10 protein-coding genes, 1 tRNA gene and 1 pseudogene are annotated in these 17,072 nt (G+C 43.0%); 1 reads left to right on the top strand and 11 read right to left on the bottom strand.

Features of this window, described 5'->3' with window-relative positions; translation table 11 throughout:
* Positions 1–2 precede the first annotated feature (2 nt).
* The gene (locus CXF62_RS05270) at positions 3–2,639 is read left to right on the top strand and encodes a penicillin-binding protein 1A (protein ID WP_102093195.1); all 2,637 of its coding nucleotides are present in this window, start codon (positions 3–5) and stop codon (positions 2,637–2,639) included.
* Between the two features lie 160 nt (positions 2,640–2,799).
* On the opposite strand, the gene CXF62_RS05275 is transcribed toward CXF62_RS05270, so the two are convergent.
* The 11 genes and pseudogenes from CXF62_RS05275 to CXF62_RS05330 form a co-directional block, all read right to left on the bottom strand.
* Positions 2,800–3,324: a DUF6586 family protein gene (locus CXF62_RS05275; protein WP_102093196.1), complete on the bottom strand. Its 525-nt coding sequence runs from the start codon at positions 3,322–3,324 to the stop codon at positions 2,800–2,802.
* A 166-nt stretch (positions 3,325–3,490) separates the two neighbouring features.
* Positions 3,491–7,708, bottom strand: a complete 4,218-nt coding sequence (gene rpoC / locus CXF62_RS05280; RefSeq protein WP_102093197.1) for a DNA-directed RNA polymerase subunit beta' — start codon at positions 7,706–7,708, stop codon at positions 3,491–3,493.
* Between the two features lie 151 nt (positions 7,709–7,859).
* The gene (gene rpoB, locus CXF62_RS05285; protein ID WP_102093198.1) at positions 7,860–11,978 is read right to left on the bottom strand and encodes a DNA-directed RNA polymerase subunit beta; all 4,119 of its coding nucleotides are present in this window, start codon (positions 11,976–11,978) and stop codon (positions 7,860–7,862) included.
* Between the two features lie 782 nt (positions 11,979–12,760).
* Positions 12,761–13,132 (bottom strand): 50S ribosomal protein L7/L12, encoded by a 372-nt coding sequence (gene rplL, locus CXF62_RS05290; RefSeq protein ID WP_057761722.1) that lies wholly within the window; start codon positions 13,130–13,132, stop codon positions 12,761–12,763.
* A 120-nt stretch (positions 13,133–13,252) separates the two neighbouring features.
* Complete coding sequence (gene rplJ, locus CXF62_RS05295) at positions 13,253–13,780, bottom strand: 50S ribosomal protein L10 (protein ID WP_057761724.1); 528 nt, start codon at positions 13,778–13,780, stop codon at positions 13,253–13,255.
* Between the two features lie 457 nt (positions 13,781–14,237).
* Positions 14,238–14,939 carry a 50S ribosomal protein L1 gene (gene rplA / locus CXF62_RS05300; RefSeq protein ID WP_057761725.1) on the bottom strand — a complete coding sequence of 234 codons (702 nt, stop codon included), beginning with the start codon at positions 14,937–14,939 and terminating at the stop codon, positions 14,238–14,240.
* Positions 14,939–15,370, bottom strand: a complete 432-nt coding sequence (gene rplK, locus CXF62_RS05305; RefSeq protein ID WP_057761727.1) for a 50S ribosomal protein L11 — start codon at positions 15,368–15,370, stop codon at positions 14,939–14,941. The genes rplA and rplK overlap by 1 nt, the downstream gene beginning before the upstream one ends.
* 90 nt (positions 15,371–15,460) lie before the next feature.
* Positions 15,461–15,991 (bottom strand): transcription termination/antitermination protein NusG, encoded by a 531-nt coding sequence (nusG, locus tag CXF62_RS05310; RefSeq protein ID WP_057761729.1) that lies wholly within the window; start codon positions 15,989–15,991, stop codon positions 15,461–15,463.
* Between the two features lie 71 nt (positions 15,992–16,062).
* On the bottom strand, positions 16,063–16,548 hold the full coding sequence (gene secE / locus CXF62_RS05315; protein WP_057761731.1) for a preprotein translocase subunit SecE: 486 nt from the start codon (positions 16,546–16,548) through the stop codon (positions 16,063–16,065).
* 51 nt (positions 16,549–16,599) lie between these two features.
* Positions 16,600–16,675, bottom strand: a tRNA-Trp gene (locus CXF62_RS05320).
* A gap of 330 nt (positions 16,676–17,005) precedes the next feature.
* Positions 17,006–17,072: pseudogene (locus CXF62_RS05330) on the bottom strand (elongation factor Tu); the annotation flags it as partial.

Here is a 17,072-nt window from a genome sequence, read left to right on the forward strand (position 1 = left end):
TTATGGCCAAAACAAATGCTACCGCTCGTCTCATTCGCTTTTTGGTGGGACTTTTTATCGCTTGCCTAGCATTGGCAGTTGTTCTAGCACTTGCTGTACCTATTGGTTTTTATGGGATGGCCATGTATCTATCGCCGACCCTACCTAGTACGCAAGAAATTAAAACAGCCAAATTAGAAATGCCATTACAGATTTATAGTAGTGATGATAAATTAATCGGCCAATACGGCAATCGTTTATCATTACCAGTTAGTTTTGATGAGATTCCTGAAGATTTAACTCATGCTTTTTTAGCGGCCGAAGATGCTTCTTTCTTTCAGCATAGCGGAATTAGTATTAAAGGTCTTGGTCGCGCTGTCACCGAAGCAGTCACTGATGACGATGGTCAAACCGGTGGCTCTACCATTACGATGCAGGTCGCTAAAAACTATTTCTTAAGTCCAGAACGTACTTTAAACCGCAAACTAACAGAGTTATTTTTGGCGCGGAAGATCGAAGACGAACTGAGCAAAAACGACATCTTGACACTATATGTCAATAAGATCTATCTGGGTGAAGGCGCCTATGGTATCCGCGCTGCGGCCAAAAAATATTATAGTAAGTCATTAGACAATCTAACTATTGCTGAGATGGCGATGTTAGCAGGTCTACCAAAAGCCCCTTCAAAGTATAATCCTGTTGCCAATCCTAGCCGTGCATTGACTCGTCGTAACTGGATCGTTGGACGCATGCATGAGCTTGGCTATATTACCAAAGCTCAGTATGATGAAGCGGTCAACTCTCCTATAGGTATCAACCTATATAAAGAAAAGCTCGAAGTAAATATGCCTTATTTGGCAGAAATGACGCGCGCTTCTTTGGTCGAACGTTATGGCGATCAAGTCATGCACGGTGGCTGGCGCGTACGTCTCACAGTAGATAGTAAAGCACAAACAGATGCAGAAGCAGCAGTAGTAACAGGATTGATTGCCTACGAGCATCGCCATGGTTGGCGCGGGGCTGAAGCAAATGATGAGCCTCTCGAGAACTTCCAACGCTACAGCAATATGTCTCCTGCCAAAGTGACCAAAGTCAATTCTCGTAGTTTTGATGCAGTCCTACAATCTGGTGAAGAAGTAACCGTTAATTGGTCTGGTATGAAATGGGCACGTAAATATATTTCTGCTGACCGTATTGGTTATTATCCTAGTAATGCCAGTCAAGTTGTTAAGAAAAACGATATCGTTCGTGTGATACCTACTGCGAATGGCAACTGGCAATTAGGTCAAATACCTAAAATCCAAGGCAGCTTGGTTTCGTTGAATCCAGAGACTGGTGCTGTCAATGCATTGGTTGGTGGCTTTGATTTTAACCACAGTAAATTCAACCGCGCCTTACAAGGCTGGCGTCAACCTGGCTCAACCATTAAGCCACTTGTTTATACCGCTGCTTTAGAAAAAGGTTATCGTCCAGATACCATCGTTTCTGACCGAGCTATTCAAGTAGGTGACTGGAAACCGAAAAACTCTGATGAACGTTTCTTAGGTGATATCACTTTACGTCGTGGTTTATATTTGTCGCGTAACCTCGTATCTATTCGCTTGTTACAAGCGATCGGTATCTCAAGTACGCGCAACCTATTAGATGAATTCGGTCTTGATAAAGAAAAGCTACCAACAACCTTGTCATTAGCACTTGGAGCAGGACAAGCCACACCATTACAAATGGCCACGGCTTACTCAACCTTCGCCAATGGTGGTCATCGTGTCCAACCTTACTTTATTGAACAAATTTACAATTATAAAAACGAGCTGTTGTTTCAGGCCAATCCACGTCAAGCGTGTGCACTATGCTTTAACGAAAAACTTGAGAAGGTTAATAGCAGCTTAGTTGAAGAGTATGAGAAGTCAATTGAAGCGCTTGATGATAGCAGTAATGAAATAACTGCCGATAATACATCATCAGAAGGTAATGATGATAGCGAAACAACAGATAAAGAGCTTGATTTAACGGTATATAACGCAGGTCCACAGTCAGACCGCCTAAAAGCGCCTGCCGTACAATATGTAAGGGCCAAACAAGCACCACGTATACTGCAACCTAGAGTCGCTTTTGAGATGGCCGATATACTACGCGATGTAGTCCAACGCGGTACAGCGGTAAGAGCAAAGGCATTAGGTCGCAATGATATCGGTGGCAAAACTGGTACCACCAATCAGGCCAAAGACGCATGGTTTGCAGGATTTCATCCTACCAATGCGACAGTAGTATGGATGGGATTCGATCAACCATCTACTATGGGCCGCCGTGAATATGGTGGTGTGGCAGCGCTGCCAGTATGGATGGACTTTATGAAAGCTCAGCTGAAAGACACGCCAAGCCAATGGGTATCTATCAATAATCGCTCAAAATCCAGAAAGCAACAGCAAAGTATCATAGAGATGACTGATGATGGTATCCTAGTTAACGACGCCTCCAATAAATCAGCAAAACCAGTCAAGACTCAAACCCAGCAGCGTAAGCCTTCGGTTACAGAGCCTACTGAGGAGACGAGCACTCCACCATCAACGAAACCAAGTAGCAATCGCAGTGGTGACAGCGTACCGGAAAATCCATTAACGGTGACACCTGTTGAAAGTATGCCACCGATGCCTGAGTGATAAGTAAGAGCATTCTTAATTAATAAGAAAAAGGCTTATTCAGCAATGACTGAATAAGCCTTTTTTATGCGCTGTAGACTATGGCCTACCCTACTTAATCATACTTTAAAATGGTTCAATAAATAGCGGTCAAAGAATAAATTTGCTAGTTTACTTCCTATTAGAATTCAACCATACCTGCACGCAGTTGTTCAATCAACTCTAAAAGCTGATTACGCCATTCCCGTATCGTTGTTTCATCAGGTAGCCATTGGTTAGATAAAGTGACAACATTGACAATCAAGTCTGGCGACGCTGAATGACTGCTTGGCGCTTCATCGACGATAGTATCTGGCGGTACTGCATAAAGACAACGCTGATAAGCACGTTCTATATTGGCGATAAAACCTTGCTGCTGTAATTGCTGCAAACGCTGAATCTCAGGAGATACTTGGGTACGCTCGCTCAGTGTTTGCTCAATATCGAGCAAAGTTGGCGCCGTCATATTTAGGCTATAGAAATGACCGAGCTCCTGAATAAATGCCAATAAAGCACCATGCAAGTGAAAAATAGCAGTCTCACAGTGTGCTTGGTATAACTGCTTATCATTGGTACTTCCTGCAGATTGGCAAGATAAACGACAGAAATATAACTTTTGATTGGTTCGATCTGCTTGATATTTGGCGACGCGAGTTTTACCTGCCATTTGCTAATTATCCTTTTATGAATAGTGAATTGGAGCATATTTCCAGTGTACTATTTTTTTAGATAATAGCACCATGCCTTTCTCAGTTTTTTATACGCACAAAAAAGCCAGCAACTTAGGCTGGCTTTTTTATCAAATTAAGAATGAATCAAAATACTTAATACGATTAATTATCTTGATTTAACTCTTGAGCAAATGCTTCATCAAAGCTTGCAAAGTCTTTGCTATCAGTGCTTGCAGTCATATCAAACGCTGCATTCAGATCTTTATCTTGTAGCTTCTGATCTGCTTTCTCTTTACGTGCTTTATGATAAGCAAGACCCGTACCTGCAGGAATCAAGCGACCCACAACCACGTTTTCTTTCAGACCACGTAGCTCATCTACTTTACCAGTCACAGCAGCCGCAGTTAGTACACGGGTTGTTTCCTGGAAAGAAGCCGCTGAAATAAAGCTTTCAGTTGCTAGACTTGCTTTGGTGATACCTAGTAATTGACGCTCAAACTGTACTGGGAATTTATCTTCCGCTTCTAGCTTCGCATTCAATGCTTTGATATCTGCATACTCGACCTGATCACCTTTGAAGTGACTTGAATCGCCGCCGTCAGTGATTTCAACTTTACGCAACATCTGACGAATGATGACTTCGATGTGCTTGTCGTTGATTTTTACACCCTGCAAGCGATAAACGTCCTGTACTTCGTTGACGATGTAATCAGCAAGTGCAGTCTGACCTTTCAAACGTAAGATATCATGTGGGTTCTGTGGACCATCAGCGATCACTTCACCACGTGCTACCGTCTCGTTTTCAAAGACGTTGATTTGACGCCATTTCGGGATTAACTCTTCATGTACTTCACCATCTTCATTAGTAATAATGAAGCGGTTCTTACCTTTGGTCTCTTTACCAAAGCTTACCACACCAGTCATTTCTGCCATGATAGCGTGATCTTTTGGACGACGTGCTTCGAACAAATCAGCAACACGTGGTAGACCACCGGTAATATCTTTCGTACCAGAAGACGCTTGTGGTACACGGCCTAGAATCGAACCTGCTGCTACTTTTTCACCATCGCTTACGCGGATGATAGTTTCAGCTGGTAAGAAGTAAACCACTTCTTTGCCTTCGTCAGTGTTCAAGATAATCGCAGGACGTAAGTCTTTTGCTGAGCTTGAACGGTCACGAGTAGCTAGAATCTCAAATGAGCTCATACCAGTCGCATCATCAACTTTTACTGTTGCAGTCATACCATCAGTGATGTCACTGAAGCGTGCTGTACCAGCAAATTCTGTGATGATTGGATGCGTATGCGGATCCCATTTAGCGATAGTTTGACCGCCTTCAACCTGCTCTTCGTCTTTCACAAGTACGCTTGAACCATATGGTACTTTATAGCGCTCACGCTCACGGCCAAGCTCATCGGTCAATGCGATTTCAGCTGAACGCGATACGATGACTAAGTGACCATCGGTATGCTGTACTGTTTTCATATTTTCAAAGTGCGCTTGACCAGCATTACGTACAGAGATGCTGTTGTCTACAGAGGCTGAGCTCGCTGCCCCGCCCACGTGGAACGTACGCATGGTTAACTGAGTACCCGGCTCACCGATAGATTGAGCTGCCATAACACCGACTGATTCGCCGATATTCACTTTATGACCACGTGCAAGGTCACGACCATAACACTGTGAACATACGCCATGTTCGATATCACACGTAATTACTGAACGTACCCAGATATCATCGATTGCGTTGTTATCAAGGACGTTAACCCAGTACTCATCGATCAATGTACCAGCTGGAATCAATACTTTATCAGCATCATCATTGTAAGTAACGTCACGAGCAGTCACACGACCCAGTACTAGCTCACCGAGCTTCTCAATGATTTCACCACCTTGGATATGTGGTTTCATGAGTAGGCCTTCTTCAGTACCACAATCATCGCTAGTGATAACCAAATCTTGTGCCACATCAACCAGACGACGAGTTAGGTAACCCGAGTTAGCCGTTTTCAGTGCCGTATCCGCTAGACCTTTACGTGCACCGTGAGTTGAGATGAAGTACTGTAGTACGGTCAAACCTTCACGGAAGTTAGCTTTAATCGGTGTCTCAATAATTGAGCCATCTGGTTTCGCCATCAAACCACGCATACCTGCCAACTGACGAATCTGTGCCGCACTACCACGAGCACCAGAATCTGACATGATAAAGATAGAGTTGAATGATTTCTGCTCGTCTTCTTCACCTTTTGCGTTGATAACTTTATCTGTTGCCAAGTTGTCCATCATCGCTTTAGCGACTTTGTCATTGGTACGTGACCAAATATCAACTACTTTGTTATAGCGCTCACCAGCAGTTACGAAACCTTGCTCGAACTGATCTTCGATTTCGCGAACTTCGCCTTCTGCCACTTCGATGATTTGCTTTTTAAGTGGTGGAATGACCATGTCGTCGATACCGATAGACACGCCAGATAATGTTGCTTGAGCAAAACCAAGATACATCAATTGGTCAGCAAACATAACACTTTCTTTTACGCCAACTTTACGGTAGCAAGAGTTGATCAAACGAGAGATGTTTTTCTTCGTCATCTCCTGGTTACACTCATCAAACGTCATACCTTTAGGCATGATGTTCCAGATAAGTAGACGACCAGCAACCGTATCTTTGATAATGATTTCTTTAGTCTCGTTACCTTCTTCGTCAATTTGCGTCTCAGTAACACGCACTTTGATCTTGGCGTTTACATGTAGGTCGTTTGAACCAATTGCACGCAATGCTTCATTAACGGTAGCAAAAATCATGCTCTCGCCTTTGGCATTAATAGACGAGCGACTGATGTAATATAAACCTAGTACAACATCCTGAGATGGTACGATGATCGGATCACCGTTCGCAGGTGACAAGATGTTGTTGGTAGACATCATCAAGGCACGTGATTCAAGCTGCGCTTCTAGCGTCAATGGCACGTGAACGGCCATTTGGTCACCATCGAAATCGGCGTTGAATGCAGTACAAACAAGCGGATGCAACTGGATTGCCTTACCTTCGATCAGTACTGGCTCAAATGCCTGTAGACCCAAACGGTGAAGTGTTGGCGCACGGTTAAGAAGTACTGGATGCTCACGGATAACCATGGCCAGCATATCCCACACTTGTGGCTCTTCACGCTCTACCATCTTTTTAGCAGCTTTAATCGTAGTCGCTAAACCATGAGACAATAGTTTGTTATAAGTAAATGGCTTGAATAATTCTAGTGCCATTTTCTTAGGTAGACCACACTGATGTAGACGTAGTGTTGGACCTACAACGATAACCGAACGACCAGAGTAATCGACACGCTTACCAAGTAAGTTCTGACGGAAACGACCTTGCTTACCTTTGATCATATCTGCCAAAGATTTCAATGGACGCTTGTTACTACCCGTGATGGCACGACCGCGACGACCGTTATCAAGCAACGCATCTACTGACTCTTGCAACATACGTTTTTCGTTACGCACGATGATGTCAGGTGCGCTTAGCTCAAGCAGACGCTTAAGACGGTTGTTACGGTTGATCACACGGCGATATAGATCGTTTAGATCTGACGTCGCAAAACGGCCGCCTTCTAGCGGTACTAGAGGACGCAAATCTGGTGGTAGTACTGGCAAGATGTTCATTACCATCCACTCAGGCTTGTTATTAGAATCACGGAATGCTTCTAATAATTTGAGACGCTTAGACATTTTCTTAAGCTTAGTCTCAGAACCTGTTTGTGGAATCGCTTCACGTAGCTCATCAATTTCAAGGTCGATATCGATGTCTTTTAATAGGTCTTGAACGGCTTCAGCACCCATCTTGGCTGTGAATTCGTCACCAAACTCTTCAAGCGCTTTGTAATAGTCTTCATCATCAAGCAACTGGTACTTTTCTAAGCTAGTTAGACCAGGCTCAGTAACGATGTAGCTTTCGAAATATAGAACGCGCTCGATATCACGTAGCGTCATGTCTAGCAATAGACCGATGCGGCTTGGTAATGATTTTAGGAACCAAATATGCGCAACTGGACTGGCTAGGTCGATATGACCCATGCGATCACGACGAACTTTAGCAGTGGTAACTTCAACACCACATTTTTCACAGATAACGCCTTGGAACTTACGGCGCTTATATTTACCACATAAACATTCGAAGTCTTTTACTGGGCCAAAGATTTTGGCACAAAAAAGACCATCACGCTCAGGCTTGAACGTGCGATAGTTGATGGTTTCAGGCTTTTTCACTTCGCCGTGCGACCATGACTTGATGACGTCAGGTGAGGCTAAAGTAATTTGAATGCTATCAAACTCTTGGTTACCGTTGCCGGTAGGGCTTTGCATGATATCGAGTAAATCTTTCAAGTTGCTTCTCCGTTATCTTTATAATCATCTGACAGCGTACCATTGACGCAGATAAGATGAATGAAGGCAATGAATAGGGTTGAGACAAATCACTAAAAGCAGCAGCAATAAAGCAGACTGCCTTTAGTGGACAACTAAGTTAAACAACGGGCTAGTTGCTTTGTTTTAACTCAATATTAATACCCAGTGATTTGATTTCTTTGGTCAGTACGTTAAACGACTCAGGCATGCCTGGATCCATATATTGCTCACCATCAACGATGTTTTTGTACATACGAGTACGGCCTTCAACGTCATCCGACTTCACCGTTAGCATTTCTTGCAACGTGTAAGTCGCGCCGTATGCTTCTAATGCCCACACTTCCATCTCACCGAAGCGCTGACCACCAAACTGAGCTTTACCGCCCAATGGCTGCTGCGTTACTAGAGAATAAGAACCGGTTGAACGCGCATGCATTTTGTCATCAACCAAATGGTTAAGCTTGAGCATGTACATGTAACCAACGGTTACTTTACGGTCAAACTTCTGACCTGTACGACCATCATATAACGTCTGCTGACCATCGCGATCCATACCAGCAAGCTCTAACAGGTCTTTAACTTGGCTTTCTCTTGCGCCGTCAAATACTGCTGTGCCCATCGGTACACCGCCACGTAAGTTGTCTGCTAGCGCCATGATGTCATCATCACTCAAGCTATCAAGATCAACTTGCTCACCGCCTACTTGGTTATAGATTTTGTCCAAGAAGTCACGTAGCTCTTTGATCGCTGCTTGAGATTTGAGCATACCGTCAATCTTCTCGCCCAATCCTTTCGCTGCCATACCCAAATGCGTCTCTAGAACCTGACCGATGTTCATACGAGATGGTACACCAAGTGGGTTCAATACGATGTCAACGGTATTACCATTTTCATCATAAGGCATGTCTTCAACTGGCATGATGCGCGATACAACACCTTTGTTACCATGACGACCAGCCATCTTATCACCAGGCTGAATACGACGCTTAACCGCTAGATATACTTTAACGATTTTTTGTACGCCATGCTGTAAGTCATCACCAGCAGTCAATTTGCGTTTTTTCTCAGCAAACTTCACATCGATGTCTTTTTGCTTATCAACCAAGTAATCAGCGATTTGCGTTAGACGCTCAGAGATTTCTTCTTCTACTGGTTGGATATCAAGCAATGTCTCAAGGCTCATATCTTTCATATCAGCCAAGGCCATAACTGTACCAGCTTTTAGACCAGCACCGCCGCTGACTTTTTGGCCATCTAATAGATTACCAATACGGCCACGTGCTGCTTCTTCAAAGATACGTAGCTCTTCTTTCAAATCTTTGCGATAGCTATCAAGCTGCGATTTCTCAATCGCTCTTGCGCGTGCGTCTTTTTCAACGCCATCACGGGTGAATACCTGTACATCAATAACCGTACCTTTACTTGAAGTCGGTACGCGTAGTGAAGTGTCTTTCACATCAGCCGCTTTTTCACCAAAGATAGCCCGTAGTAGTTTCTCTTCTGGCGTTAGTTGCGTCTCACCTTTTGGTGTCACTTTACCAACTAAGATATCGCCAGCGTCAACTTCAGCACCGATATAGACGATACCTGCTTCATCAAGACTTGATAATGCTGCTTCACCAACGTTTGGAATATCAGCAGTGATCTCTTCTGTACCTAGCTTGGTATCACGAGCCACACAAGTCAATTCTTGGATATGAATAGTAGTGAAACGATCTTCTTTAACTACTTTTTCAGATAACAAGATTGAATCTTCGAAGTTGTAACCATTCCACGGCATAAATGCGATGCGGATGTTCTGACCTAATGCTAGCTCACCAAGATCCGTTGAAGGACCATCAGCCAAGATATCACCCAAAGCAATCTCGTCACCTTGGTTAACGATGATACGTTGGTTGATACAAGTGTTCTGGTTAGAGCGCGTGTATTTGATCAAGTTATAGATATCGATACCCGCTTCACCAGCAGTCATCTCGTCTTCGTTTACACGAACAACGATACGTGATGCATCAACATCTTCAATCACGCCGCCACGCTTAGCGATAACACAAACACCAGAGTCACGAGCAACGTGACGCTCCATACCCGTACCTACTAACGGCTTATCAGCACGTAGCGTAGGGACAGCCTGACGCTGCATGTTCGAGCCCATCAAGGCACGGTTAGCATCATCATGCTCTAGGAACGGAATCAAACCTGCTGCAACCGATACTACCTGACTTGGTGATACATCCATATGCGTCACTTTTTCTGGCGGCATACGAACAAATTCACCATAGCTACGCACACTGACCATCTCATCAGATAACGCGCCATCTTCAGTCATTGGAGAATCAGCCTGTGCAATGACAGTGCCTACTTCTTCGATTGCTGATAGATACTCAATAACGTCAGTCACTTTACCATCAACCACACGGCGATAAGGCGTTTCTAGGAAGCCAAAGCTGTTGGTTTTAGCAAAAGTCGCTAGTGAGTTGATTAGACCAATGTTTGGACCTTCAGGAGTCTCAATCGGACACACACGGCCATAATGGGTATCATGTACGTCACGTACTTCAAAGCCTGCACGTTCACGAGTTAGACCACCAGGTCCTAACGCTGATACACGGCGCTTATGGGTAACTTCAGACAACGGGTTGTTCTGATCCATAAACTGTGACAACTGGCTTGAACCAAAGAATTCTTTAACCGCAGCCGCTACTGGCTTAGAGTTAATCAAATCTTGTGGTGACAAGTTGTCTGATTCTGCTGAGCTTAAACGCTCTTTTACCGCACGCTCAACACGTACTAGACCAACACGGAATTGGTTTTCTGCCATCTCGCCTACTGAACGAATGCGACGGTTACCAAGATGGTCAATATCATCAACATCGCCGCGACCGTTACGAATCTCGATAAGTTCTTTTAGAACGTTAACGATATCATCATTGGTCAATACACTGCGTTCGCGCTGGATATCAGGGTCATCAGTATTATCAAATTCTAAACCAAGACGACGGTTGAACTTCATACGACCGACGTTTGATAAGTCATAACGATCTGCATTAAAGAACATGCTCTCAAACAGTTTCTCAGCAGTTTCGACCGTTGGTGGCTCACCTGGACGCATGACTTTATAGATTTCGATCAACGCTTCTTCACGGCTTGAGGTGCTATCAGCACGTAGCGTATCGGCAATATAACTACCTTGGTCGATATCGTTAGTAAACAGAATGCTGAACTCTTTGATGGCACCACTGGCTTCAAATGAGTTCAATTTCACCAATAACTCGTGGTCGATTGGCGTGTTTGCTTTAGCGATGATTTCATCATTAACAACGATGTCTTCAGCTAAAATACGCTCATATAGGTATTCATCAGGCACAGCAATTTTCGTCATACCTGCTTCTTCAAGCTGACGGATACGGCGTGCGTTAATACGTTTGCCCTGCTCTACAATAACGTCACCTTCAGGTGATACGATATCAAACTGCGCCATTTCGCCACGTAGACGATCAGCAACTAGATCAATTTCAAACGTCTCTTCAGCTTTATAAACAGCGACTTTATCAAAGAATAAATCTAGGATTTCAGAAGTCGTTAGACCAAGTGCACGTAGAATGATTGATGCAAGTAGTTTACGGCGACGGTCAATACGAGCAAATACTAAATCTTTTGCATCAAATTCAAAGTCTAACCATGAACCACGATAAGGGATGATACGTGCGTTATAAAGCACTTTACCACTTGAATGCGACTTACCTTTATCATGGTCAAAGAACACACCAGGTGAACGATGTAGCTGAGATACGATAACACGCTCAGTACCATTGATAATAAAAGTACCGTTAGCAGTCATCAAAGGCATCTCGCCCATATAGACGCTTTGCTCACGGATATCTTTGATAGCAGCTTTGCTATCTTTGTCTTTGCTGTCTTTGTCTTTGATGATCAAACGGATTTTGACACGCATAGGCGCAGCAAACGTTGAACCACGTAAGATACACTCACGCTCATCAAATTCAGGCGTGCCTAAATAGTACTCAACAAATTGTAGCTCTGCGTTACCAGAGTGACTCTCAATTGGGAAAATAGAGGAATACGCAGCTTGCAAACCAGTATTCTCACGAGCTTTCGGCTTTTTGTGCTCTTGCAAAAATTGCTCATAAGAATCTACTTGAATAGACAGTAAATAGGGAACGTCCATTACAGTGGGCAATTCAGCAAAACTTTTGCGAATACGCTTTTTTTCAGTATAAGAATATGCCATCGAGAGTCCTTACAGTAAACGTGGAAACAAATTAAAAGCGTGGCCAGTATGCATAAATACGATGCAAACGTGGCGACGTAAACGATAATATAAAACGGGTGTTAATACTTAGCTAGTGACTGTTTATCCATTAGTACAGGTGATACAGTGGTATGTGCTTCAGCAGTGCGTCACTATGACACTGTATTCAATCTTATAACTGCCTTTAATCTCACAAGTTGCTCTAATCTTATAATCGGTATCTAAGCCACTCTATATGATGCCTTAGAACGACAATTTCAATATCAGCCAATCTATATTCAATTGCCTAAAAGGCCAAATTTACCAATATTCTTGAGAAGAAATAACTTCTATTCGAGTCATGCTAAACCACTTGCTATCAAAATCAATATCGTCGCTAATATCTACCGTCTATGAGCCTACCTACTGACAGTAAAACCATGCTAAATGGACAACCTAAGATCAACAGCTTTTCAGGATTAATAATTGGGGTAGCTATAACTTTTAGAATCAGTATAAACTATAGTGTTAATGGGAAAGCATGCAGACACAAAAAAATGCCAAACATCTATGGACGTTTAGCTGATATTAACTGATTTCAAAAACTGGTATGTGTGCTTGCACTGTGTTTATTTGCATAGCTATCGTCTGTCCTTTTGATGGGTATCCACCGTGATGTTGCATACGTATGTTGGCAGACACAAAAGGTCAAGCTACGAATTATAGTAAAAAAAAGCTGGCAATGCAAGGCATTACCAGCTTTTTTTCGTACAGTGTTAAACTTATTTTAGTTCAACAGTTGCACCAGCTTCTTCAAGTTTCTTTTTCAACTCTTCAGCTTCAGCTTTAGATGCGCCTTCTTTGATTGGAGCTGGAGCGCTTTCAACCAAATCTTTCGCTTCTTTTAGGCCAAGACCAGTAGCTTCACGTACGGCTTTAATTACGCCAACTTTCTTCTCGCCAAAGCTGGCAAGAACTACGTCAAACTCGTCTTTTTCTTCAGCAGCAGCAGCAGCAGGACCAGCAGCAGCAGGTGCAGCAGCAACAGCAGCTGTTACGCCGAATTTTTCTTCCATGTCGCTGATTAACTCAACGATATCCATTACTGACATTTCAGCGATTGCATTTAACACGTCATCTTTAGATAGTGCCATGAGAACTCTCCGTTATCTGATAAAAATTAATTGATTCTAATATCGCCTTGATTGCTTGCCTAATGTGACAATAAAATGCAACCAAAATTAGCGATGTTAAAGTTACGTTAAAACAAGCAATTAAGCAGCTTCTTTTGCGTCTTTGATTGCCGCTACAGTGCGAACGAACTTGCCAGGAACAGCGTTCATAGTCTGGACAAGCTTGGTCACTGGTGCATTCATAGTAGCCATCAAGATAGAGATTGCTTCGTCGCGAGTTGGTAGCTTCGATACGCGCTCTAGCTCTTCTGGACCATAAACTTCACCACCGACTGATACTAATTTGGTCTCTAAAGCTTTGTTATCTTTGCTGAAGTCGAAAACGACTCGAGCAGCAGATCCCAAATCTTCCATAGAGAAAGCCAAAAGTAGTGGACCAGTCATACGGTCTGACATGCTCTCAAACTTAGTGCCTTCAAAAGCGCGTTTTGCTAGTGTATTTTTTACCACTTTCAAAACAACACCTTTATCACGAGCTTGTTCACGCAGCTTAGTAAGCTGTGCAACACCAATACCGTGATATTCGGCAGCTACTGCTGAGTAAGCATTAGCAGCAACTTCAGACACTTCAGCCACAACTTGTTGTTTTTGTTCTAGCGTTAATGCCATAAGTTGACTCCTTTAATCTTATCAATCGACTTATAATAAAAGTGCCAAAAACAAGGTTTTTATGCGCTCAAACTGTAAGCTAAGACTGACTTGATACGACACATTACCAGCGGATTCAATTAATAAAAAAAGCATCTACTGGTAACGACTGATTACGGCACCGTTATCAGAATGACGTTGAGTAATAGTTTGAAGATTATAAATAATCTTATCGCCCTATTCGCTCGTGTCTTAAACTGTGTGGGCCACCGTCTGCGTAGGACAACTAAGATTTTCATCTGTCGTCGATTAACAAAAGTGACTTATTATCATAAGCAACTATCCGAAGATCGCTAACTATGACTCTAAACTACTCTCTACCTACGGTCTTAGACAGCGTAGCAAATACTACGCTGACCTAATTCTTTAAAAACTGTTTGTGTTTATCACTCAAAATATTTGAAGATAAAAACTTTAATTATTTAGCAGTACGATAAGGAACAGCGTCGATCGTTAGACCTGGACCCATCGTGCTAGACAAGGTAATTTTCTTAATGAAAGTACCTTTAGAAGTAGCAGGCTTAGCACGCTTTAGATCAGAAAGAATCGCTTGCGCGTTTTGCTCGATTTGATCAGCAGTGAAACCAACTTGGCCGATAGTTGCATGGATGATACCAGCTTTATCAACACGGTACTGAGCCTGACCAGCTTTCGCATTAGTCACAGCTTCAGCAACGTTTGGCGTTACTGTACCAACTTTAGGGTTAGGCATTAGACCACGTGGGCCTAGGATAGTACCTAATTGACCAACAACACGCATTGCATCTGGAGCTGCGATAACAACATCAAAGTCCATGTTACCAGCTTTGATTTGCTCTGCTAGGTCTTCAAAACCAACGATGTCTGCACCAGCTTCTTTAGCGGCTTCAGCAGCAGCGCCTTGAGCAAATACAGCAACGCGTTTGGTTTTACCAGTACCAGCAGGTAGGTTAGTTGCACCACGAACTACTTGATCAGATTTACGTGGGTCAACGCCCAAGTTTACCGCGATATCGATAGACTCTTTGAATTTTAGCGCTGGCAAATCGTTTAGGATTTGAACCGCTTCTTCAATAGTGTACTGTTTTTCGTTATCAATACGGCTTTGAATTTCTTTTTGACGTTTGGTTAGCTTAGACATTATACACCCTCCACGGTAATACCCATTGAACGTGCAGTACCAGCGATGGTACGAACAGCAGCGTCAAGATCAGCTGCAGTTAAATCTGCATTCTTAGTCTTAACGATATCTTCTAGTTGTGCACGGTCAACTTTACCAACTTTAGCAGTGTTCGGTGTACCTGAACCTTTAGCAATACCAGCAGCCTTACGTAGTAAGTATGCAGCTGGTGGTGACTTCATGATGAAGGTAAAAGATTTGTCGCTGTATACTGTGATCTCAGTTGGGATCGGTAGACCTGGCTCTTGGCCTGAGGTCGCAGCGTTAAATTCTTTACAGAACGCCATGATGTTCACGCCTTTTTGACCCAAAGCTGGACCAATAGGTGGTGAAGGATTTGCTTTGCCTGCAGGCACTTGCAGTTTGATGTAACCATCAATCTTCTTAGCCATGATACTCTCCTAAATGGGTGATAGCGCCAAATCAACGTGGTATACACCTAGTTGACTAACAGCTCCCCGGTTGATGAATTTTTTGCTAATTTAGTCTAGTTTTTCAACTTTACTAAATTCAAGCTCAACCTGCGTAGGTCGATTAAATACGTTTACCGTTAGATGTAGCTTAGACTTCTCGTAATCCACTTTTTCTACCAACCCTTTAAAGTCAGTAAATGGACCATCGATAACCAACAACTCTTCGCCTGGCTCAAATAGAGTCTTAGGACGTGGGTCAGTCTCAGTCTGGTTCAAACGGTTTAAAATGCGATCAGCTTCTACTTGCGTAATCGGTGCAGGCATCTCAGGCGTACCACCGATGAAGCCCATAATACGAGGACAGTCTTTTACGATGTGCCAAGTATTGTCGTTCATTTCCATTTGGATCAATACATATCCAGGAAAGAACTTACGCTCGCTCTTACGTTTTTTGCCGTCTTTCATTTCGACGACTTCTTCAGTAGGAACCAATACATCACCGAATGACTCAGCAAAGTCACTACGATTAATACGATCAGTTAATGAACGTTGTACTTGTTTTTCATATCCTGAAAACGCTTGGACAATATACCAACGCATATCACGCTCCTGATCATTATAAATAAGTTGTTATGAGTAAATGTCTCGCTAATAGTCACTAATACGCGCTATTAACCGATGAAAATACCAACGAACCAATTAAAAAAGTTATCCAATAACCAAATAAAGAAACCAGCAATCGCAATCACGACAATCACTTGCCATGTATATTGAAAGGTTTCGTCTTTACCTGGCCATGTCACTCGGCGAAGCTCAACGGCAGCATCTTTTAATAATATTTTAAAAGCACGGCCTTGATGCGTTAACGCCAAACAAACTAATGCAAATACAACAAGTGCGACAATAATACCAATACGTACCCAGACGTCGTTGGCAGGTTGCCAATAGCCCGGTAAGTATTGATTTACTAGAGTCGCACCGATTAATACAGCTGCGGCAAGTAGCCACAAAATCAAATCTTTTATTGAGCCAGTCTTAGCCACTTCAACAGCAGTAGTACCGCTAGCTGAAACATGCTTGTTTTTAGACAGCATTCCACCAGCAACCGCCTTGGCATCAGATAACTTAGTCTCGAGGTTATCTTGATCATTGCTCATAAAGAACTCGCTTCGGAGATGGTGGGGTACAACAAAGATGTGATAAGAAGATGGCAGGCGATGTAGGACTCGAACCTACAACCCTCGGTTTTGGAGACCGATGCTCTACCAATTGAGCCAATCGCCTATGGGTGTAAAGGACAGCATTATACAATATTTAGCATAGAATGCAAGCCCTTGACGGTAAAATTATTAATTTTACCTGATTTTGCACTGCTGCAATCTAAAACAGCTGCTAGCGTTAAGTGCAGCGATAATATAACAAGCTATGCCGTAGATTACAATATGCTGTCTAACAAATAATTGTCTCTTTCATGGATATTGCAAATCTATTGATACGCGCTAGGCCTAATTCTATTTTTGAACGTGCTTCACTATCCTCAACAAAAAAAGGCCACCCTAGATAGGGTGGCCTTTTTTATGACTAATTCATAAGCTCATTACTGAGACTTAAGTCTTAGTTCAATACGTTAGCAACAACACCAGCGCCTACAGTACGGCCGCCTTCACGAATTGCGAAGCGA

This window comes from Psychrobacter sp. MES7-P7E (assembly GCF_002863645.1).
Lineage (GTDB): Bacteria > Pseudomonadota > Gammaproteobacteria > Pseudomonadales > Moraxellaceae > Psychrobacter.

Excerpts from the sequence above, each read along its gene's own strand:
- rplK (WP_057761727.1), bottom strand. The coding sequence starts at position 15,370 with ATGGCTAAGAAGATTGATGGTTACATCAAACTGCAAGTGCCTGCAGGC.
- rplJ (WP_057761724.1), bottom strand. The coding sequence starts at position 13,780 with ATGGCATTAACGCTAGAACAAAAACAACAAGTTGTGGCTGAAGTGTCT.
- rpoB (WP_102093198.1), bottom strand. The coding sequence starts at position 11,978 with ATGGCATATTCTTATACTGAAAAAAAGCGTATTCGCAAAAGTTTTGCT.
- secE (WP_057761731.1), bottom strand. The coding sequence starts at position 16,548 with ATGAGCAATGATCAAGATAACCTCGAGACTAAGTTATCTGATGCCAAG.
- nusG (WP_057761729.1), bottom strand. The coding sequence starts at position 15,991 with ATGCGTTGGTATATTGTCCAAGCGTTTTCAGGATATGAAAAACAAGTA.
- CXF62_RS05275 (WP_102093196.1), bottom strand. The coding sequence starts at position 3,324 with ATGGCAGGTAAAACTCGCGTCGCCAAATATCAAGCAGATCGAACCAAT.
- rplA (WP_057761725.1), bottom strand. The coding sequence starts at position 14,939 with ATGTCTAAGCTAACCAAACGTCAAAAAGAAATTCAAAGCCGTATTGAT.
- rplL (WP_057761722.1), bottom strand. The coding sequence starts at position 13,132 with ATGGCACTATCTAAAGATGACGTGTTAAATGCAATCGCTGAAATGTCA.
- CXF62_RS05270 (WP_102093195.1), top strand. The coding sequence starts at position 3 with ATGGCCAAAACAAATGCTACCGCTCGTCTCATTCGCTTTTTGGTGGGA.